This window comes from Paenibacillus sp. alder61, assembly GCF_020179875.1.
Lineage (GTDB): Bacteria > Bacillota > Bacilli > Paenibacillales > Paenibacillaceae > Fontibacillus > Fontibacillus faecis.
This window is the reverse complement of record NZ_JAIUDG010000022.1, coordinates 51,982-72,942: the sequence shown is the minus strand read 5'-3', so window position 1 is coordinate 72,942 and position 20,961 is coordinate 51,982. Positions and strand designations below refer to the sequence as shown.

21 protein-coding genes and 1 pseudogene are annotated in these 20,961 nt (G+C 53.0%); 1 reads left to right on the top strand and 21 read right to left on the bottom strand.

Translation table 11 applies throughout. The annotated features are described in order from the left end of the window. Positions 1-183 precede the first annotated feature (183 nt). From LBW89_RS21335 to LBW89_RS21310, 6 genes and pseudogenes are all read right to left on the bottom strand, one after another. Positions 184-906, bottom strand: coding sequence for a YebC/PmpR family DNA-binding transcriptional regulator (locus LBW89_RS21335; protein WP_225040270.1), 723 nt, complete (start codon positions 904-906; stop codon positions 184-186). 52 nt (positions 907-958) lie between these two features. Continuing rightward, positions 959-1,567, bottom strand: coding sequence for a DUF4241 domain-containing protein (locus LBW89_RS21330; RefSeq protein WP_225040268.1), 609 nt, complete (start codon positions 1,565-1,567; stop codon positions 959-961). A gap of 116 nt (positions 1,568-1,683) precedes the next feature. Further along, the gene (locus LBW89_RS21325) at positions 1,684-2,574 is read right to left on the bottom strand and encodes a hypothetical protein (RefSeq protein WP_225040266.1); all 891 of its coding nucleotides are present in this window, start codon (positions 2,572-2,574) and stop codon (positions 1,684-1,686) included. 15 nt (positions 2,575-2,589) lie between these two features. Further along, positions 2,590-3,111 carry a GNAT family N-acetyltransferase gene (locus LBW89_RS21320; protein WP_225040264.1) on the bottom strand — a complete coding sequence of 174 codons (522 nt, stop codon included), beginning with the start codon at positions 3,109-3,111 and terminating at the stop codon, positions 2,590-2,592. Between the two features lie 4 nt (positions 3,112-3,115). Next, on the bottom strand, positions 3,116-3,763 hold the full coding sequence (locus LBW89_RS21315) for an HD domain-containing protein (protein ID WP_225040323.1): 648 nt from the start codon (positions 3,761-3,763) through the stop codon (positions 3,116-3,118). Between the two features lie 51 nt (positions 3,764-3,814). Continuing rightward, positions 3,815-4,216, bottom strand: a pseudogene (locus tag LBW89_RS21310) (GNAT family N-acetyltransferase); the annotation flags it as partial. A gap of 151 nt (positions 4,217-4,367) precedes the next feature. Here LBW89_RS21310 and LBW89_RS21305 point away from each other — a divergent pair. Further along, positions 4,368-5,084 carry a YwiC-like family protein gene (locus tag LBW89_RS21305; protein WP_225040262.1) on the top strand — a complete coding sequence of 239 codons (717 nt, stop codon included), beginning with the start codon at positions 4,368-4,370 and terminating at the stop codon, positions 5,082-5,084. A 73-nt stretch (positions 5,085-5,157) separates the two neighbouring features. Here LBW89_RS21305 and moaA read toward each other — a convergent pair whose 3' ends face one another. The 15 genes from moaA to LBW89_RS21230 all read right to left on the bottom strand — a co-directional run bounded on the left by moaA (position 5,158) and on the right by LBW89_RS21230 (position 20,912). Beyond that, entirely contained in the window at positions 5,158-6,174 is a 1,017-nt protein-coding gene (gene moaA / locus LBW89_RS21300) for a GTP 3',8-cyclase MoaA (protein WP_318249430.1), read from the bottom strand. A 14-nt stretch (positions 6,175-6,188) separates the two neighbouring features. Continuing rightward, positions 6,189-7,694, bottom strand: a complete 1,506-nt coding sequence (locus LBW89_RS21295) for an MFS transporter (RefSeq protein WP_148457565.1) — start codon at positions 7,692-7,694, stop codon at positions 6,189-6,191. A gap of 202 nt (positions 7,695-7,896) precedes the next feature. Next, a complete protein-coding gene (locus LBW89_RS21290; RefSeq protein WP_148457564.1) occupies positions 7,897-8,544 on the bottom strand; it encodes a response regulator transcription factor in 648 nt (215 codons plus the stop codon). Then, complete coding sequence (locus LBW89_RS21285; RefSeq protein ID WP_148457563.1) at positions 8,541-9,653, bottom strand: ATP-binding protein; 1,113 nt, start codon at positions 9,651-9,653, stop codon at positions 8,541-8,543. The genes LBW89_RS21290 and LBW89_RS21285 overlap by 4 nt, the downstream gene beginning before the upstream one ends. Then, positions 9,650-10,111: a GAF domain-containing protein gene (locus LBW89_RS21280; RefSeq protein WP_148457562.1), complete on the bottom strand. Its 462-nt coding sequence runs from the start codon at positions 10,109-10,111 to the stop codon at positions 9,650-9,652. Before LBW89_RS21280 ends, LBW89_RS21285 begins: the two co-directional genes overlap by 4 nt. 43 nt (positions 10,112-10,154) lie before the next feature. After that, entirely contained in the window at positions 10,155-10,853 is a 699-nt protein-coding gene (narI, locus tag LBW89_RS21275; RefSeq protein ID WP_148457561.1) for a respiratory nitrate reductase subunit gamma, read from the bottom strand. Beyond that, a complete protein-coding gene (narJ, locus tag LBW89_RS21270; protein ID WP_148457560.1) occupies positions 10,850-11,410 on the bottom strand; it encodes a nitrate reductase molybdenum cofactor assembly chaperone in 561 nt (186 codons plus the stop codon). Before narJ ends, narI begins: the two co-directional genes overlap by 4 nt. Next, complete coding sequence (narH, locus tag LBW89_RS21265; protein ID WP_148457559.1) at positions 11,403-12,947, bottom strand: nitrate reductase subunit beta; 1,545 nt, start codon at positions 12,945-12,947, stop codon at positions 11,403-11,405. Before narH ends, narJ begins: the two co-directional genes overlap by 8 nt. Beyond that, complete coding sequence (locus LBW89_RS21260; protein ID WP_225040258.1) at positions 12,937-16,611, bottom strand: nitrate reductase subunit alpha; 3,675 nt, start codon at positions 16,609-16,611, stop codon at positions 12,937-12,939. Before LBW89_RS21260 ends, narH begins: the two co-directional genes overlap by 11 nt. A gap of 890 nt (positions 16,612-17,501) precedes the next feature. Beyond that, complete coding sequence (locus LBW89_RS21255) at positions 17,502-18,011, bottom strand: hypothetical protein (protein ID WP_211373379.1); 510 nt, start codon at positions 18,009-18,011, stop codon at positions 17,502-17,504. Between the two features lie 29 nt (positions 18,012-18,040). Then, the gene (locus tag LBW89_RS21250; RefSeq protein ID WP_148457556.1) at positions 18,041-18,850 is read right to left on the bottom strand and encodes a DUF2785 domain-containing protein; all 810 of its coding nucleotides are present in this window, start codon (positions 18,848-18,850) and stop codon (positions 18,041-18,043) included. Position 18,851: 1 nt separating this feature from the next. Next, on the bottom strand, positions 18,852-19,262 hold the full coding sequence (locus tag LBW89_RS21245; RefSeq protein ID WP_148457555.1) for an alpha/beta fold hydrolase: 411 nt from the start codon (positions 19,260-19,262) through the stop codon (positions 18,852-18,854). 29 nt (positions 19,263-19,291) lie between these two features. Beyond that, complete coding sequence (locus LBW89_RS21240) at positions 19,292-19,633, bottom strand: alpha/beta fold hydrolase (RefSeq protein WP_148457554.1); 342 nt, start codon at positions 19,631-19,633, stop codon at positions 19,292-19,294. An 11-nt stretch (positions 19,634-19,644) separates the two neighbouring features. Further along, the gene (locus LBW89_RS21235) at positions 19,645-20,058 is read right to left on the bottom strand and encodes a VanZ family protein (RefSeq protein ID WP_148457553.1); all 414 of its coding nucleotides are present in this window, start codon (positions 20,056-20,058) and stop codon (positions 19,645-19,647) included. Further along, positions 20,055-20,912: a hypothetical protein gene (locus LBW89_RS21230; protein WP_148457552.1), complete on the bottom strand. Its 858-nt coding sequence runs from the start codon at positions 20,910-20,912 to the stop codon at positions 20,055-20,057. Before LBW89_RS21230 ends, LBW89_RS21235 begins: the two co-directional genes overlap by 4 nt. Positions 20,913-20,961: the final 49 nt, after the last annotated feature.

Genomic DNA, 20,961 nt, shown 5'->3' with positions numbered 1-20,961 from the left:
AGTTCAAAATTATGGAATTCAAAAATTAAGTTAAGGTTTCCTTCCGTGGCTGCTCCGGTACCGATGTTCCGCCTAATCCCGGATGAATACCCGACCAGGCCATCTTTAAAACAGCTGCAATAAAGCAAAAAAACCGGGCCCGCCTAACGGCGAAACCCGGTCTCTCACTAATGGTCCTGTTGATTATGCCTCATCAAATTCCACGTTATGATACACCTGCTGCACGTCTTCCAGATCTTCCAGCGCATCGATCAGCTTCTCGAATTGAGCGACGGAGTCCTCGGGCAGCGTCACATAGTTCTGGGCCAGCATCGTCAGCTCGGCCACCGTGAACTCCGTAATGCCGGCTTGCTTGAACGCTTCCTGCACCTCATGGAACTGATCCGGCTCGGCGTAAACGATCACGTTGTCGTCTTCCTCAAGGATGTCGCGAACTTCCAGATCCGCCTCCATCAGCAGTTCGAACACTTCGTCAATCGATTTGTCCGCGACGCCGATCACCGCGGTGGAATCGAACATATAAGCTACGGAACCGCTGACGCCCATGTTGCCTCCGTTTTTGTTGAACGCGGCGCGTACGGCGGAAGCGGTACGGTTCACGTTATTCGTCAAAGCGTCGACGATGACCATGGAGCCGTTCGGTCCAAAACCTTCGTAACGCAGTTCTTCATAGGTTTCTTCCCCGCTGCCTTTGGCTTTGTCCAAGGCCCGGTCGATGATGGCTTTGGGTACATTGTAAGTTTTTGCACGTTCCAATACGACCTTCAACGCGCGGTTGGACTCGGGATCCGGCTCGCCTTTTTTGGCCGCAACATAAATTTCTACGCCGAATTTCGCATAGATTCGACTGGTGTTTGCATCCTTAGAAGCTTTCTTCTCTTTGATATTGTTCCACTTACGCCCCATGGGTGTACCTGCTTTCTTTATAAAATTTACGGTATCTATTATAACACCATAACTAGAATAAATTGAAGTCTGTTACCAGGGCAACCGGTTCGCCGTTGTCCCCGATCCCCCAGTAAGAGGCGTAGTGCCCGTCACCATAGCCGGAAGCGAACAGGATGACATTCAGCCCGTTCTCCTCCTTAACAAGCAAGTTGCCCCAATTATCCTCGTTCTCCTCAAGGATAAACTCGATTTTATTATCATAGAAGCTGCTAAATTGATCCCCGAGCTCCCGGGCAAGCCGTTCCTCGAGCCGCTCCATTTCCTGAATCGCCCTTGCATCGGCAAAGCAGCCAAGCCCCGCATCGACGGGGAAACCAAAAACGGCCCCCGGCTTCAGCGACGAGATATTCTGCCCGGGTCTGACGGCCATTTCCCAACGCACCGGCTGCTCCTCGGACAATCTTAATTCCGCTCCGGCAATTCTTTCTTCCTCCTGGTGCCACCAGAGGATCACCGGGTACACCCCAGAAGAAACGCGTTTGGCGAAAGGCTCGTGATGAGGAATCAGAGGATCGCAGGCTATGATCTCACCGGAAACCACAGTAAGGCTTCCGATGGTTTCGTTTGTGATCGATGCGTCGACCACCCTGTTTTGAATCTTTTCCAGCAATTCGGACATCCTTTTTCCCCCTTAACCCAACCATAATTTGAACGATAACTTTCTATAAAGCGGCAGCGCGGTTGCTTCGCGTATAATAAAACAATCCGTCCTTTAATTCCTCCGCTTTCGTTTGTTTAGTTTTGGAGTATCTTTGCCGCTTCTTGCATTTGTTCGATCCAACGGCTCCGGGCTTCATCGGGGATCGGCTCGCCCATTTTCATATACCGGATCATAAAGAACCCTTCCCGGTTAAGCAGGCTTAACACCAGTTCATGGTTCGTTCCCTGGCTTCCGGGCGTTTGCGTTTCGATAATTGAATGGCTTGCTCCCACCTCGAGCGCTTCGCCGAAATCGAGCTCCTGGTCCAAATAGATTGCCGTATGCTCATGGATATCCGAAGCCTCCATCGTCTCAAAGAAATCGACTGAGAACTTTTCCGTCGTCTGGTAGCTGAAAGTTTCTCGCTCTGGAAAATAGCCAATGAACTCGCTGCCTGCATAGGTATGGTATGTAGCCGGTTTCAGTCCGTCCTTGCGGAAGCGGGAAAGCAGCGGCTGGATTGCTCCGAAATACTGCGCGTTAGCCGGTACTACCGCGGCTTCTCCCGGCAGGATATCCCCGGCTCGATCCAAATACAGAACGCTGTACGGCGTATATTTGGTAATCCAAAAGCCGCGCTTCCCGCGAACTACTTTTACGTAGTAGCTGGTTATGTTGTTCAAAGTGGAGCTCTGCTCGTCTTCAGGATTTTTACAGGTGTAAAGATGTTTTCTAGTATACGTAAAACCGGCCTCCTCCTCCGAGCTATCGATCTTCTCGAAGTGGAGGATTTCCGAGGTGATTTGGTAGATTTGAAAATTCATTTGTAATTGAACATGACGCGTTAATGACATTCCCCGCTGATCCGGATGAAAACTATCATTCAGCTTGAGCTCGTCTTGCTCCATGTAGGCGTCCTCCAAACGGCGAATAAAGCGGAGAAGTTCCTCCTCGGATGCGGGGGATTTCTTTTTGAAAAAGAACATACTTCACCTTCCCGATTAAATACTTTTGCTTAATAAGTAAGTGAGTTTATCACGATTCCGCTTATTGATGTATTGTTTCTCGACCATCATCCCGATCTTTTCCGCCACGCGTCTGGAGGCATGATGGTCCACGGCCATGTTGGCGCAGATCCGGGTCATTCCCAATTGCCGAAACCCGTAATCGAGGCAGGCGGCAGCCGCTTCCGTTCCCAGGTTCTGGCCCCAATAGCTGTCGGACAAAATATACCCGAGATCATTTTCCATCTGCCCGTCCAATTCGGCCCGCATAAATCCGACGTCACCGATGATTCGGCCTGTTTCCTTCAGCACCATGGCCCATCTCCCAAACCCCAAAGTTCGATTGGCTTCAAAGCTTCGCTGCAGCCAGGCTTCTGCCTGTTCCCTTGTAAAAGGGGCCGGCCAGAATTTCATCGTTTCGGCGTCGCCAAGAATCGCGGCCAGTTCTTCCAGGTCCTCCTCCTTGTACCGCCTGATCAACAGCCTGTCCGTTTCCAGGACCAGCAAATTCTCTTCCATGCGTCTACTTCCTTTCTTCGGTTAAGTCCCATTCCTTATAAAATTGAATTAGGAACTGCTCCATAAATTGATGCCGCTCTTCCGCCAGCTTTTTGGCGTGAGCGGTATTTAACAGGTCTTTTAACTTCAACAGCTTTTCGTAAAAGTGATAGATGGCCGATTTATCGCTCGACCGGTAATCCGTTCCGCTGAAATCCTGTCCGGGCAGATGAATGGGCCTTCCCTTGGCCCCCGAATAAACGAAGGTCCGGGCAATGCCGATCGCCCCGATCGCATCCAGCCGATCCGCGTCTTGAACCACTTTCCCTTCCAATGTATCCATCGGCGGATTCTTTCCTCCGTTAAACGACATGGTCGAGATGATGGACAGCACTTTTTGCTTCACGTCCTCCGCGGCCCCCTGATCGCTCAGCCAACCGCGAACCTTGTCCAACCCCGCTTCTTTCGATTCGTTCAGCTTCTCGTCCGCAATATCGTGGAGCAGCGCGGCGAGCTCGCAGATAAACGGGTCGGCCCCTGCCCGGTCAGCCAGCAGCACGGCGAGTCTTCGGACACGCTCGATGTGCCACCAATCATGTCCGCTCGGCTCGTGTTCCAGCTCTTTTTTTACAAAGACTTCAGCCGCCTGGATGAGATCTCCCTTATCCGTCAGCCTCTTTTCATAGCAAAGACTTGAAGGGCATCCGATATATTCCCCGTACGGCTCAATGGGGACGAACCCGTGCTTCTCATAGAAGCGCACGGCTTCAACCTGATCGGCTCCCGTCTCCAGCTTCATGGACGTAAACGATTGTGCGCGGGCCCGCCGCTCCAATTCCCCCAGAATCAGACCGGCGACGCCTTGATTCCTGCAGGATTCGTCGACAAAAAACCTTTTGATTTCCACGCTCGACTCATCCACTTTTTTTATAGCTCCGCATCCCACCGCTTTCCCTTGAGTATAGGCTACGATGAATTGAATTTCATGAACGTAAGGATCATTGAAATCGACCGTAAACACTTCCTCCGGGGGATAAAGTTTAAACAGATACTCGTCCAATCGGGCGATAAGCGCTTTTAGGTCCGCATGATGGGGCGGAACCTGAATGAGTTCGACTTGAGGCATAATCCTTCTCCTCTCCCGGAATTCGAAATAGAATTCGAAATCTTCATAGATGTTTCAGACGCCAAGTGACCGCCCTCACAAGCCGGATTCATCAGTCAGTTAAAATTTAATTATAGATCGTTTATATAGGATGAGAGTGAGGAATGAAAATATGAAATCCAAATATATTCCAAAACAGCACGGCGCCTGGGCTATGCTGATTATACCATTTTTGCTCGGCATGTTCGCCTCCAGGCCGGGTCGGCTTCACATCCTGCTGTTTGCCGGTTGGCTGCTCGTGTATCTGTTCACCTTTCCGCTGCTGCAATGGATTCGCACGAGGAAAACAAGCCTTTACGGTAAACCGATGTTGCTGTACGGCGGTTTGTTGATCCCGGTAGCGGCGGCATTGCTCGTTCTTGATCCGGTGCTGTTGTTCTGGATTCCCTTATTTCTCCCCTTGTTTCTGGTTAACGGCTATTTTGCCCGGCGCAACCGGGAACGGGCGTTTCTGAACGATCTCGCGGCGGTGATGCAGTTTAGCCTGATTCTGTTCGTCGCTTACCAAATGGGCGGCGGGAAGGACTGGCGATTCGCAGGGAGCTTGTTTCTGTTAAATATTCTGTATTTTACCGGAACCATTTTTTATGTCAAAACGATTATCCGTGAGAAAAACAACCCGTTGTTCTACAAGCTATCCGTAGGTTATCATATCGCTTCCCTGGCGATTTGCGCGGTGAGGTTCCCCGCCGCGCTGCTGATTCCGATGACCGTTCTGCTGCTGCGGGCCGTATGGCTTCCGAAAACAAAAATAACCGTGAAGCAGAGCGGCATGCTGGAAATCGCCTTTTCGCTCCTGTTCACCGTCTGCGCCTTGGTCATCTTGTAGCCGATGATAAATAAAAGGTCCCTAAAACGCGTTTTCGCGAATTTAGGAACCTTTTTTGCAAAAGAAGCGAACATTAGCCTCCGATATAAGACATCCCGATTTTTTTTCGGTTTCTTGCGGTAAATTCGGTCCGCTCATCGGAATAACGGTCGGTCCGCTTCTCCCATACCGCGCGTATGGCTGCCGCCAGGTCCGCGTCGTCTGCGCCTTCGCGCAGGAGTTTCCTCAGGTCAAAGCCTTCGGACGCGAACAAACAAGTAAACAGCTTGCCTTCCGACGATAGCCGGGCTCTCGTGCAGGACGAGCAGAACGATTCGGAAACCGAGGTGATGAAACCAAGCTTCGCGGTACTTCCACTATAACGGTAATACTTGGCCACTTCACCGAAATAGGAAGGCTCGACGGGTTTAAGATCATAAGCCTCGCCCAGCATCCGCAGCATTTCCGCTTTCGGGGTGACCTTCTCAAAACTCCAACCGTTATCGTTGCCGACATCCATATATTCGATCAGGCGCAGCGTGATGTTGCGATCCTTAAAATACTCGGCCATCGGAATGATTTCCCGATCGTTCATTCCTTTTTGCACGACCATGTTTACCTTGATTTCATAGCCTAACTTGCCGGCAAAATCGATATTCTCGAGAATCCGTTCGGGGCGGATGCCTCTCCCGTTCATCGTGCCGAAGATCCCGGGGTCCAGCGCGTCCAGGCTGATATTCAGCCTCCGCAGCCCCGCTTCGTACAGCTCCTCGCAGTATTGGTGCAGGAGCAATCCGTTGGTCGTCATGGCGATGTCCTCGACGCCGCCGATGCGTCGAAGCTGCCGGATCAGCCCGCCAAGCCCGCGCCGGAGCAGGGGTTCCCCGCCGGTCAAGCGGATCTTTTTGACTCCGAAGGTCACAAAGATTCTCACGAGCCGTTCGATTTCCTCAAACGAGAGCAGCTCGCTTTTCGGCAGAAACGGGTAATCCTCCCCATATTTCTCAATGGGCATACAGTAGGTACAGCGGAAATTGCAGCGATCCGTCACGGAAATCCGCAAGTCGCGCAGGGGTCTATGAAGTTGATCTTGCAACGGGTTTTCCATGATCCGTCATCCTCCAATCAGCCGCTCTTCCTCCGGCTTTCCGCAAGCTCCGAAAAAGTTCCCACATATCGGATATCTTCTCCGGTCTCATCTTTTATAGCACTTATGTTTAACCATTGTAAATAGACTTCGCCATTTTTCCGGCGATTCCAGATTTCACCCTGCCACATCCCGGTTTGCTTGATGCTCTTCCACATCTTTTGATAAAAATCCGCCTGCTGCCGGTCCGTTCTCAGGATGTTCGGCTTCTTCCCGATCGCTTCGTCTTCCTCAAAGCCGGTCAGTGCGGTAAATGCCGGGTTCACCGCCGTGATAATTCCCTTCGCATCGGTGACCAAGATCCCTTGATTGGTCTTTTTGAACACTTCCGAGGATAGGCTCAGCTTGTTTTGATATACCATCCAAATCACCAGAATCAGACTCGCCAACGCAATTTGGGACAACAGCATAAATCCGATAGAATATTGACCGGTCATGGAATGAATCGCCGACAACAGCAGCGGCGGGAAGAATCCGCCAAGCCCCCCCATCATGGAAACGATCCCGTTGACGATCCCGGCCTGTTTGTTGAAATATTGCGGGACCAGTTTAAAAATAACACCGTTCCCGGTGCCAGCGCTGACCGCAATGGCCAAGCTTCCGAACGTGTAAAGCGCGATGGTCGGCGAGAAAGCCAAAACAATCGCTGCTCCCGTGAACGCGGCGAACACGCCGATCAGCAAATATAGCGCGTTAAAACGGTCCGCCAACCAGCCGCCGACCGGACGCATAAAGGTGGCGAGCGCGATGAAGCCTGCGGTGCGCATGCCCGCGTCCACTTTGGTCAGGTCAAAATTCGTGACCAGGAAATTCGGCAGGTACACCGTAAAAGCTACGAAAGAGCCGAAAGTGATAAAATACAGCAAGGAGAAGAGCCAGAGCTTTTCGTTCTTGTAAACGCCTTTGATCTGCACGGATAGAGATGTTTTGACTTTCGTTTCCTTCCGGTCGCCGAACAGAAAGTTCAAGGCCGCAAACACAAGCAGCAGTACAAGATAGAACTTAACGGTCGCGGACCAGCCGAAACGGTCGGCCACAAGCGGTGCGGCAAAGGTGCTGACCGCGGTACCCATATTCCCTAGCCCGTAGATCCCGTTGACCAGGCCGTGCCGTTCTTTCGGATAATATTTTGGCAGTGAGGTAACCCCTACCGAGAAAACCGAACCGCCGATACCGAGGAACAGGCCTCCTATAATTAAAGCCGAATAGGAAGTCGCTTCACTAATGAAGTAAACCGGAACCAGCAGCAGGATGAAACTGATCAGAAATACGATCCGCGCCCCGAAAATATTGGTGTAATACCCGACCGGGATGCGCAGGACCGATCCCAACACGACGGGAATCGCCGTGATGATGGCGACTTTGTCCGCCGGAATGGCGATGTCTTCCCTCATATAAGGAAGCAGCGAAGAAATAATGACCCAGACCGCAAAGCCTACTATAAGGTTCAAGGTTTGCAGCGGCAATTGAGCTTTTTTAATCATATCGATCACCTTTCGCTTAAACTGAAATGAAGCCGGATGAATTTCCCCTGCACGTATTGTAGCGCAGAAAAATCGCCTCCTTTAATAGGGAACTCCCCTAATCAGGAAGGTAAAAACCCTATGGGCGGGGTTTTGACACACAAAAGCCCAAAATCATCAAGGGATGATCTTGGGCTTTTATAAGGGAAATGTCCAGTCAAACCTAAAAATCAAGCAATTTCTTCTTCAAAGCGTATTCCACCAGTTCCGGCCTGGTTTTCAAGTTCAATTTGTCCATCAGTTTGGCTTTATGGGCTTCTACGGTTTTTACGGAAATATGAAGCATTTCCGCGATTTCTTTGTTGCCGTATCCCTTGGCCACGAGAGGGAGAATCTCGATTTCCCGCGTGGACAGCACCTGGTAGGGGTTGCTTTCATCCACGCCGTGGTCCTTGTTAATGAACTCCCGGACCAGCGAGGTGGCGAGCTTGGGATGAATGTAGGTCCCCCCTTGATGGACCATACGGATCGCCGTAACGAGCTGCTCATCCGGTGAATTTTTGAGAACATAGCCCCTCGCTCCGTTCTTGAGCACATGGAACAAATATTCTTCATCATCATACATGGTCAAGATGAGGATCTTCGTATCCGGGAAGTCCTCATTGATTTTGCCTGTGGCGATCAAGCCGCTCTCTCCGGGAGGCATGCTCAGATCCATCAGCAGTATGTCCGGCCGATGCTTGGCGACCATCTGATAAGCCTCGATTCCGTCCGCCGCCGTGGCGACAACCTCCATGTCCTCTTGAAAATTGATGATCATTTCAAAACCGCTTCTAACGACCGCGTGGTCATCCGCAATGACGATTCTCATTTCTCTTCCCCCCGACCATAGCTTTTCCCGGGATCTCCCGATGCCGGAGCCGCAGCGGCCTTACCCGTAGGGATCCGCAGATGAACGGCGGTGCCTTTGCCGGGCTCGGAAGTGATCGTTAACTCCCCGTTCACCAGCTCGGTCCGCTCTTTCATCCCGTATAGGCCCAGGCCGGTCCCTTTCGGATCCCGGGCATTGACGTCAAACCCGCAGCCTTCGTCCCGGACGATCAACTCGAGGCCGTCTTCCCGCTCAAACAGCCGCACGGCGATCTCGTCCACATCCGCATATTTTAGCGCGTTCAATACGGATTCCTGGCAGATGCGGTATACGACCGTTTCAATTTCGCTGTTAAACCGGGTTCCGTTCAATTCCGCCGTGAAACGCACGAGAACGCCGTAATTCTTCTCGATCCATTTGAAGTGGGAGCGGAAGGCCGCCTCCAAACCCAAATCATCCAGGGACGCGGGACGGAGTTCGACCGACAGATTGCGGATTTGATCCAGCAAGCGGGTCAAGGAAGCTTCCGTTTGCTGGATCTTCTGCAAGGCTTCGTCCTGCACGTTCAAGTATTTGAGAACCCGGAGATCCACCAGGGAACTGATCAGCTCCTGTGCTACGCTGTCGTGCAGTTCGCGGGAAATCCGCTTGCGCTCGTCCTCCTGGGCTTTAATGATGCTTTTCGTCATCGTATTCCGGTTCAAACTGTCTTGCGTCATGAGCGGGCGGGTCAAATCCCGGAGCATCAGCACCCGGATACCCGACTCTTCCTCAATGGGGAAAAAACTGGCCGAGAACGGCAGCAGCCCTCGCTCCTTCGTCTCCAGAAACAGCTGAAACGAGGCAAAATCACGGGCCGGAGAGGACAGATAGCAGTTGAGGCAGGACATCAGTTCCTCTTCGCTCGTATAGCCGCGGCAGGTAAAACAGAAGGCGTTGTTGCCTCCGGAAGAAAGCCGGCTCAGCAGCTTCGGGTCAAACAAGCGCTCGGCAGCCGGATTTATCGCGATTATATGGTTAGCGGCGTCAAAGAACAGGACGGCTTCCGGGCTGTTGCGGTACAGGTTCCACAGCAGGTCGGATGAAATTCCAGAGGTTTGCGGAGTCATAACACGGACATCTCCTTGACTTCAAAATCACCGAACTCGCCTCGGAGCTGCGCATGTAACATCCGCAGCCCTTCTCTCGTAAAACGACTGTTCTCCCGGTAACCCGCAAGCAGAATGCCCTCCACCCGCTCAAACCGGTACAAGGGAATCGCGGCGACACTGGTTAACCGTTCGGAAATCAGAATCGGATAATTGAACAGGTCGCCCGAATTCAGTTCATCCGCAACATCTTCAACCAGCATCGGTTTCCCCGTTTTATATACGATTCCGGCGATTCCTTTGCCCGACTGAAGCACAATCCGTTTGTACCGGTTGTTCAAATTACCGGAGGCATACTGCCATGTTAAAACGAAACCATCCGCCTCGGACTGGGCGAAAGCCAGCGAAACGAAATCATAGCCCATCTTCTCTCTCAATTGATCGAGGATCGTTTGGTATTGACCGGAACTCTGGTGCATAGCTCTATCTCCCTAACATTATTCCTGTACATTTCTGAACGACTTAGCGACGTACGCTCTGCTGACGATGTTTCCTATAAAGGATATAGCTTCTGCGTACATAATTCAAGGGTACGCTCCAGACATGAACCAGTCGGCTGAACGGCCAGAACGCGAAGATCAGGAAGCCGGCCACCACATGCATCTTGAACGAAAGCGGAACCTCGCTCATCAGAGAGGCGTCCGGTTGGAACAGGAACAGATTGCGGAACCAGACGGAGATCGTCTCCCGGTAATCAAACTCCGGCTGCACATTCGTAGTCACCAAGGTGGAGAACACGCCCATAAATACGATAAACAGCAGCATGACGTTAACGATCAGATCCGAGGTGGTACTGAGCTGACGGATCGTACGTTTGGTTAGGCGGCGCGTGGTCAGGAGCAGCATCCCCGCCAAGGTGATCACTCCGAAAAGTCCGCCGATGTAAACCGCTCCGATATGGTACACATGCTCGTTGACGCCCATGGACTCCATCCATTCCTTAGGAATCCCCAGACCGGCGATATGGCCCATAATGACGGGGAGGATACCGATGTGAAACAGGAGGCTGCCCACCATCAGCTGCTTTTTCTCGATAAACTCACTTGATTTGGCCGTCCAGTGAAACTGATCGTACCGGAATCGAAAAATATGACCCACCACAAAAACCGCGACGCATAAATAAGGAAAGATGACCCAGACGAAATGATCCAGCCAGTTCATGATTCCAGCGCCTCCTTCCGCAAACAGCATTTAAACGTTTCCCTTAACGCCTTCACCAGGAAAAAATAAGGGCTTTCGATCTTCTCCAGCGCGTTCATCAGGGAATACGTGCCGTCCTCCAAAACACTGAGCAGCGTACTTACGCCGAGTTCGGCTTTCTCTTGGCCCACCCATTCCGCGGCATAAAGAAACTCGCACATCAGGGGCAAGTAGTCCGGAAGCTCGCTGTCCGCCATTTCGAGCCCGAACGTCTCATAGATGGCTTTCAGGGCGGATAGCATATTTCCCCGCTCGCGAGAATCTTCGAATTTAAAATAAGTCATGTACAAGGTCGTGCTTCTCTGAAAATCGAATGTTTGCACATAGCTCTCTTCAATCTCTTCCATACTAAGCAGCTCCATTTGTTCCCGGTACGTGTTCAGCAGCTGGGCGACGGGCGGGGGAACGTCCCCGTCCATCGTCAGATTCTGCATGCTGCGTTTCTCGGGATAAGCCAGTTGCCGGGCAAAAAAGCCAAAGGCTTCTTTATAGTCGTTTAACTTGACCAGATCAATCACGCCAGATCCCCCCGTAGAAGTTCTCCTCGTACAGCTCCTTGCCGCTCTTGCTTTCCGTCCGCGGCGATGCCGGTCCGCATCCGTCGCAGTTCATGCCGCCGAACCCTTCCATCCCTTGCGCACGGAAAGGATCCATGTAACCTTCCTTGTGCGATGTCGGAATAACGAATCGGTCCTCGTACTTGGCGATCGCGAGCAGCCGGTACATCTCCTCGATTTGCCGGGCGTTCAAGCCCACGCGGGCCAAACGGTTTTCGTCCAAAGGCTGCTTGGAGAATTCCGCCCGTTTGTAGGAGCGCATCATCGCCATCCGCTGGAGGGCCTCCTTGACGACTTCGGTGTCTCCGGCGGTCAGCATATTGGCCAAATACTGAATCGGCGTTCTCATTTCCTCGATGGCCGGGAAGATCAGGTCCGGATTCTGGATCGAATCCTTGCCTTCGAAATGGCTCATGATCGGGCTGAGCGGCGGCACATACCATACCATCGGCAGCGTCCGGTATTCCGGATGCAGCGGGAACGCCAGCTTGTACTCGATCGCCAATTTGTACACCGGCGAATTTTGCGCCGCTTCGATCCACTCTTCGGCGAGCCCGTCTTTACGCGCTTGCTCGATAACTTTCGGATCGTGCGGGTCCAGGAATAAATCGCACTGCGCCCGGTACAGATCCTTCTCGTCCGGCATGGACGCCGCATCCTGTACGCGGTCGGCGTCATACAGCAGGACGCCGAGGTAGCGAATGCGCCCGGTGCAAGTTTCCGAGCATACCGTCGGCAGTCCGGCTTCGATCCGCGGGAAGCAGAAGGTACACTTTTCCGCCTTGTTGGTCTTCCAGTTGAAATACACCTTTTTGTACGGACATCCCGTCATGCAGTAGCGCCAGCCCCGGCAGGCTTCCTGGTCGACAAGCACGATGCCGTCCTCATCCCGTTTGTACATGGCGCCCGACGGGCACGAAGCCACACAGCTCGGGTTCAGGCAGTGCTCGCATAGACGAGGCAGATACATCATAAACGATTGCTCAAAGTTGAATTTAATCTCTTCTTCGATCTTCTCGATATTGGGATCCTTCGGGCCGGTAATATGGCCTCCGGCGAGATCGTCCTCCCAGTTGGGCCCCCAGTCGAGATCCATCGTCTCCCCGCTCACCGCGGATTTCGGACGGGCCACCGGCTGATGCTTCTTCTCGCCCGAGTTCGTCAATTTGGCATAGTCATAGGTCCAGGGCTCGTAGTAGTCCTTCATTTCCGGCATATCGGGATTGTAAAAGATTTTCCCCAGCGCGATTTTGGACAGTTTGCTGCCGGATTTCAGCTCCAGCTTGCCTTTACGCAGGGTCCATCCTCCCTTGTACTTCTCCTGGTCCTCCCAACGCTTCGGATAGCCGATCCCCGGCTTGGTCTCTACGTTGTTGAACCACATGTACTCCGCACCTTCCCGGTTCGTCCAGGTGCTTTTGCAAGTCACGCTGCAGGTATGGCAGCCGATGCATTTGTCCAGGTTCATCACCATGGCGATTTGCGCTTTAATCTTCAAGCCAGTCGACCTCCTTCATTTTGCGAACGGCCACGTATACGTCCCGCTGGTTGCCGATCGGTCCGTAGTAGTTGAAGCCGTAACTGAGCTGCGCGTAGCCGCCGACGAGCTGCGTCGGCTTGAGATGAATCCGCGTCGGCGCATTGTGGCTGCCGCCCCGCTCGTTCGTGATCGATGAGCCCGGAACGTTGATATGTTTGTCCTGGGCATGATACATGAACATCGTGCCTTTCGGCATCCGGTGGCTCACGACGGCCCGGGCCGTTACGACCCCGTTGCGGTTGTAAACTTCCAACCAGTCGTTATCGCCGATCTGGTGCGCTTCCGCGTCTTCCCGGCTGATCCAGACCGTCGGACCGCCGCGGAACAACGTCAGCATGTGCTGGTTATCTTGATAGGTGCTGTGAATGTTCCATTTGCCGTGCGGCGTCAAATATCTCAGCACCAGCGTATCTTTGCCTCCGGTCACCTGTTTGTCGCGGGGGCCGAACACCATCGGCGGCAAAGTCGGCTTATAAACCGGCAGCGATTCGCCATACTGGATGAAGATCTCGTGATCCAGATAAAAATGCTGGCGTCCCGTCAGCGTGCGGAACGGCACGAGACGTTCGATATTCGTCGTAAACGGCGAATATCTGCGGCCCGATTTGTTGGAGCCGCTGAACACCGGCGTTGGAATTACTTCCCGCGGCTGCGCGGTGATGCCGGCGAACGTAATCTTCTCGGCCGCCCGGTCCGCGGAGATGTCTTTCAGCTGCACGCCCGTGTCCTGCTCGGCGGCTTCCCAGGCCCGCTGCGAAACCCGGCCGTTCGTCGCTGACGAAATATGCAGCACCGCGTTCGCCGCGTGTCTGGCCGTATGCAGCTTCGGCCGGCCGTTTTTGATCGTTTCGTCAAAATACGTGCCGTTGATTTTCTTCAATTCCTCGTACTCTTCCTTCACGGAGAAGGAAACGCCGTGCGCTCCGACCTTGCCGTTCTCCAGGTTTGGTCCGAGGGTGACGTATTTATTGTAAATTTGCGTATAATCGCGCTCGACCACCGTAAAGCCCGGCATCGTTTTGCCGAGGACCGGTTCGACCTCGCCCTTCCTCCAGTCCTTCACCAAGCCGTACGGCTGGGCGATTTCAGCCTGGGAATCGTGTCCCAGCGGAGAAGTGACGATATCCTTGTAAACCCCCGGCAGATGGGTCTTGGCCATCTCCGAGAACGTATAGGCCAGCGCCCGGTAAATATCCCAATCGGATCTCGATTCCCATAACGGGTCGATCGCCGGATTGAACGGATGCACGAACGGATGCATATCCGTCGACGATAAATCGACCTTCTCATACCAGGTAGCCGCCGGAAGGACGACGTCCGCGTACATCGGAGTGGCGGTCATCCGGAAATCCAGTGCGACGAGCAAGTCGAGCTTGCCCTCCACTTCATCACGCCAAACGATTTCCTGCGGCTTCTCCTCTTCGTTCGGCGTGGACAACAGTCCGTTGCTCGTGCCGAGCAGATGCTTCATGAAGAACTCCTGCCCTTTGGCGGAGCTGGAGATCAGGTTCGACCGCCAAACGAACAGCGTGCGCGGGAAGTTCTCCGGCGCATCCGGGTCCTCGACGGCGAACTTCGTTTCGCCCGATACGACCTGCTCATAGGCATGCCGGATAATATCGGCATTATCCGTGAGCCCTTTGGCCGCGGCCTCTTCGGCGAAGGCCAGGCTGCTCTTGTTGAACTGCGGATAGGACGGCAGCCAGCCGAGCCTTGCGGCCAGGACGTTGTAATCCGCGGGATGGGTATAGTCGATCGGCCCGCCGGTCGGTGATTTCAGCGACGCGTTGCTCATCTCTTCGTATTTCCACTGATCCGTGGCGAAATAGAAGAACGATGTCGCGTTCTGCAGCCGAGGCGGCGCCTGCCAGTCCCGGGCGAACGCGATCGAGGACCAGCCTTCGATCGGCCGGCATTTCTCCTGGCCGACATAGTGGGCCCAGCCGCCCCCGTTGACCCCTTGGGACGCGGTCAAAATGACCAGGTTTAAGATCGACCGGTAAATCGTGTCGCTGTTAAACCAGTGATTGATCCCGGCGCCCATGATGATCATGGATCGGCCGCCGGTGTCCAAGGAGTTCTGGGCGAATTCGCGGGCGATCTGCACAACCAGCGACGCCTTGACGCCCGTAATCCGCTCCTGCCATGCCGGTGTATAGTGGGAATCCGCATCTTCATATCCCGCCGCAGCCAGTCTGCAGCCGGGCCGGTTCACGCCGTACTGGCTGAGCATCAGATCGTACACGGTGGCGACCAAGCGGGTCGAGCCGTCGGCCAAGGTAACTTCCTTCACCGGAATCGTACGGTTGAACGTCCCGTTGCCGGCGTGGTCAAAGAACGGGAAGACGATTTCCGTCCATTCCGCCCCGTGCGTCTCAACGGACAAGGCCGGTTCGATCTTCGTGCCGTCCCCGCGCTCCAGGATCAGATTCCACTTCACTTCTTTTTCCCAGCGCTGGCCCATCGTTCCGTTCGGCACCAGAATTTCATCAGCCGCTTCGTCCAAAATGACGGGTTTCCACTCCGCATGCTCCGAGGTATCGCCCAGATCGCTCGCCCGCAGGAAGCGCCCGGCTTTATACTTGTCTTCGTGCGGCTCCAACATAATCAGGAACGGCATATCCGTGTACTGCTTGGCATAGTTCAGGAACATCGGCTCCTGGCGCCGCACATAAAATTCGTCCAGGATGACGTGCGTCATCGCCTGTGCCAACGCGGCATCCGTCCCCGGATGCGGGGCCAGCCAGTTGTCGGCGAATTTGACGTTCTCCGCATGGTCTGGGGCGACGGAGACGACCTTCGTCCCTTTATAACGGACTTCCGTCATAAAGTGGACATCCGGCGTCCGCGTTAAGGGGACATTCGAGCCCCACATCATCAGGTAGCCGGAGTTGTACCAATCCGACGATTCCGGCACATCGGTCTGCTCGCCCCAAATTTGCGGCGATGCCGGCGGAAGGTCCGCATACCAGTCATAGAAGCTGAGCATCTCTCCGCCAAGCAGGGAAATGAAGCGCGCGCCCGAGGCGTAGCTGATCATCGACATGGCCGGGATCGGCGTAAAGCCGGCGATGCGGTCGGGGCCGTATTTTTTGATGGTATAGATCAATTGCGCGGAGATCAGTTCGGACGCCAAATCCCACGTGACCCGGACATGACCGCCCTTTCCGCGGGCTTGTTTGTACGATTTCGCCGTTTCCGGGTTCTCTACGATACTGGCCCAGGCTTTCACCGGGTCGCCGTGCTTGGCTAAAGCTTCCGTCCACAAACGCAGCAGACGTCCGCGCATATAAGGATATTTCACGCGGAGCGGGCTGTACTCGTACCAGGAGAACGAGGCGCCGCGCGGGCATCCGCGGGGTTCAAATTCCGGCATATCGGGACCGCAGGACGGGTAATCGATCTGCTGGTTTTCCCAGGTGATAATCCCGTTCTTCACAAAAACCTTCCAGCTACAGGATCCGGTGCAGTTCACGCCGTGCGTGGTGCGAACAACCTTGTCGTGCGACCAGCGGCCGCGGTACATGTTCTCCCATTCCCGGCTTTTTTCCTCAAGAATCGACCAATTTCCCGAATAGCTTTCCGTCGGTTTAAAAAATCTCAAGCCTGTTTTTCTTTTCATGTGAAGCGATCACTCCTTCGTCCAGAATGAATCATTTGGAGGGGAATCCATCAGCGTTCATTCTTCTAATCCCATTATGAAAGGGTTGCGCTTTGGTTCACATAAGGGAAATCCCTGATGATCCGGGTAAAAACCCTGTTCACAAAAACGACGCAAAAAAGCCTCGAAAAGAGTGATCTTTGTCGAGGCTTTTTGACCTGCTGTGTATAGGGAATTTACCCGGTCCACTAGGGACCGCTCCCGTCCCGGGCTACTCTGGGGCTGTTGCGGACCGTTTGAGGCCGCACGCCCCGCCGACGGATTTCTAACGGACGCAATAGCAGCTATTTCGCACTTTTGGGCCGATTTCGAAATCTAACGGACACAGTAGCCGCTATTTCGTGAACCCCCCGCCTTTTCGGGGGCGGAGGACGCAAATAGCGGCTATTAGTTCCGTTAGCATCCGATGCATAGGAAGCGCCGGGTTCGTTTGGGGACGTTTGGGGCCGCTCGGGGTGCTCTTGAGGCCGCGCTCCCCGCCGCCGGATTTCTAACGGACGCAATAGCAGCTATTTCGCACTTTTGGGCCGATTTCGAAGTCTAACGGACACAGTAGCCGCTATTTCGTGATATCCCCGCCTTTTCGGGGGCGGAGGACGCAAATAGCGGCTATTAGTTCCGTTAGATTCTCAGAATCGCCGTTTATCGCAAAATAGCCGCTATTAGTTCCGTTAGCATCCGTTGCATAGGGAGCGCCGGGGACGTTTGGGGCCGCTCGGGATGCTCTTGAGGCCGCACACCCCGCCGCCGGAATTCTAACGGACGCAGTAGCGGCTATTTCGCACTTTTGGGCCGATTTCGAGTCTAACGGACACAGTAGCCGCTATTTCGTGATATCCCCGGCGCTCGGCTCAAGAACAATAAGTGCACCAAAACACCCGTTCCGCCGGCACGGCTGAATCGGATGGCGTCAAATGAATAATCAGGTCGCACTCTTCCGTTCCGATGCGTTTGTCTTGATCCACGTCATAGAACTGAACGATCTCCACGCGATATCGGCCGTTTTCCAGTTCGATCCGGTATTGGGAACAGTTCCGGTCCGGGATTTCTTCGTCCTCAAATTGGGCGGCCATCGTCAAGCAATCGTAGTCCACCAAGTACAATGACCCTTCCGTTACTTCAAGGAAGCCTTCGGCCCGCCGGAGGTATGGTCCAGCCGGTGATTCCCCGTCCACCCGGACGTCAACCTTCCAGGAATGCTCAATGCCTTCCTCGGTCATCTGGCAAACCAGCAGATGCCCGTCCTTCATCTCGTCTCCGAAATGTCGTAACAGTCCTTCAAGTTCCCAATCTTCGTCCACAAACGACCGATACGTATCCGGATTGGCCATGCCGATAAAACTCGTATCGCCCGATTTCATATGAAACTTCATGAAAGGCCCTCCCCTTTTTAAATTTGACCCAAGGCATGAACAATCGCCTTTGCGATTTTGGAGTCCTTGTTCTGCTCCGCACATTTAAAATAGACGCTTCTCAAAAGATTTCGCACGTTCCCGCGAATAATGCTGTCTTCGGGATATTTTCCGATGGTGTTAAACTTCGTTACTTTATGCACCCAGGCTACTATCGGATCATCGCCCAAAAGACCTTTCTTGATGATCGTATTTACGACTTCCGCCATCCTTTCATCTTCACCATCGACAAAGTAATGCGTATTTACCTGGATTTTTTCGAGGATTAGTTCCATGATCGCAAGCTGATCGTTTCTCGTTATGCCTCGACATTTTACGAGGGTTTCGAAAGCATCGGAGGTATGAGCCACCGCATGTGCCCACCCCTTAGCCTCCACGTACCCTCTCAAATCGTTCTCCTCTCTAAAATAGCGGCAGAGCCGCTCAAAAACATGGCGAATATCTTCCTCGGATAAAAAGGGCCTGGAAAGATGGCATTCCAGGATAAGCGGAGATATCAACACCGAAAAGGAGCGGGTAAACACCGTGTCCTCATCCGAACTCCCCAGTCCAAGGAACAGGTGGTCCTCGTCAAGACTTGTATAGAGCATATTTTTCATCGTTTCCGGACTTAACACGTTTCTCTGGATCCAATGATAAAAAGTAAAATAGATAAGATCATCCCGTAGCTCGAAATCGATGGAGCCGATTTCACGCAGCATCTCCTCCACCAACCGCTCCGTGTCCGTTCCTTCGGGGATCTTATTGTCATGTTCTTTAATGTCTTGCAACAACTGCTTTAACTCCATGTCATCCTCCTATACCAACGGTAAAAAGACCGTTCGGCAACCTCTTCTCCTGAATCCAGGATTCCACCGTTTCATTGAAGAACATCGGTCTCGCTAATGGAAAGCCGTGTCCGAAGCCCATACCGATAACTCCCTGACTTCCTTGAAGGTTTATCAGGAGGTCTTTCGCCGAACGCATCATGATTTTCTTCTCCCCTTGTCCTACGGTAATCAACACTTTGGCACGCGTCTGCTTAAAGCTGTCCGGAATGGCGAAAGACATATTCTCTTTGAGTATTTCCGTAAGCAATTCCGGTCCGATCTTTAGAGAATCCTCGTAGTACTGTTCAAACATGTCTTTGTCTATGTATAGCTGCTTGGCCTGGAGTTTGGCAAATGCCCGGTACCGCAGCAAACCGTGCGTCATTCTCACGGAGGTTCCAATCCACGGCTGTATCCAAGTCAAGGGACGGTTAACGCGCTATTGATGACCGCGTAGTCGGCTAACCAGGGATCGAGACTTAGCATTTTGACGATAACTTGGGTGCCGAGTGAAAATCCAACCAATGTGATGGGGGCCCCGTTTTGATTTGATTTTATCAAGGATAGGATTTCCTCGGCGCTTTGGGACATGCTGAACGTCCGGCTTTCGCTTTCGCCGTGCCCGGGCAAATCCGGCACTAAACAGCGGTAGTCACGAAAGAAGAACTCCACCTGTTTCTCCCACATCCAGCCGCCGACGCCCCCGCCATGCAGAAATACCAGCAGCGGTGCCCGACTTGGTCCGACATCTCTATAGAACAACCCTAAGGTAATCACCTCCCGGATCTTTTGAGAATGAGGTACAAGCCATAACCAAGAAGGAAGCCGAGCGTGTTTAATATAAAATCATCGATGTCCCAGCTTCCCCTTTTGGTGAGTAACTGTAAAGACTCCAGCACGAAGACGCCACTTAAAAATAGGCACAACGATTTAAGTAGCAGTCTCCCCTCCTTCAGAAAGAGAGGAAGCAGCACCCCGTAGGGCACAAAAACCCCGACATTACCAACCAAGTTCATCATCCACACTTTAGGACTAAAATGGTCTACCTGCAAAAACTGACGAATGGTACATAAGGGCTTTAAGTTAAATAAATAACCGGGCTGGGGCTCTCTACCGAATCCGAACAGCATCCAATAGCCGATCAGTAAAGTGTAGCCCGTTATAACCAGAAAAACGACTCTTCTCATGGAGCGCTAGGTCTGTATTTATTGTATCGCTGAAGTTCTTCGCGCTTTACGTCCGCAACTTCTTCAACCGTTCCGCCTTTCACGGAATAGCGGTGCAATTTGAATTGATCCGAAGGCTGTTCACTGATGGCGTCGATCACTTCACCGTCCGTACTCCACAAAATATAAGCTGTCGAAATATATGGGGCATCTTCCGCCAAATTCAGTGCGGTTTCTTTTTCAAAATCGTACGCTGCAATACTGCTGGAACTTGTATCGCCGTAGGCGTAAGCCAAAATGCTTCCATCCGGCGACCAGTTGTAGGCGTGGATCGTCTCAACTCCCTCGTTTTTCCCGGAGGCCAGCTGATTAAGATTTATTTGATCCCCGTTCTCCAGATTGAGAATGAGGATCTCATGGCCAACGTTGTTCTGAAAAAGATCCACGGCCAAAAATTTCCCGGTTACGGACAGAGCCATGGCTTCGACCGAGCTTGGTTCACGTTCCGGTTTAAGCGAATAGGTCTTCCCATTGGTTTTCACGCTCAATGCGTGCACTTCCTTCGGCGACTTCTCAATCACCAACTCGACATGGCCCGACATCCAGACTACCTTGCCCTCCTGCGCTTCCTGCTTGATTTCCAAATCAGGCTCGTAATAGGCCAAGCTATTTTCTACGGTCTCATTCGTGGCCGGATCGCTCTTCTCGCCCTGCTTCATCTCCGTTCCTGAAGAAGCCGGTTTTTCCTGCAGGCGATCTGCCGCTGTATTTCCTGCTCCTGGGGTATCCGTTTTTCCCGCTTCATGTCCGGCACACCCCGTCAAAGCCAGCAGCAAGAGCGCTGACGCGGTCACCCATCCTATTCCTCGGTTCATTAAAGCCACTCCCGTCTCATGTCAATTTATCATGTGAATTACACATAGT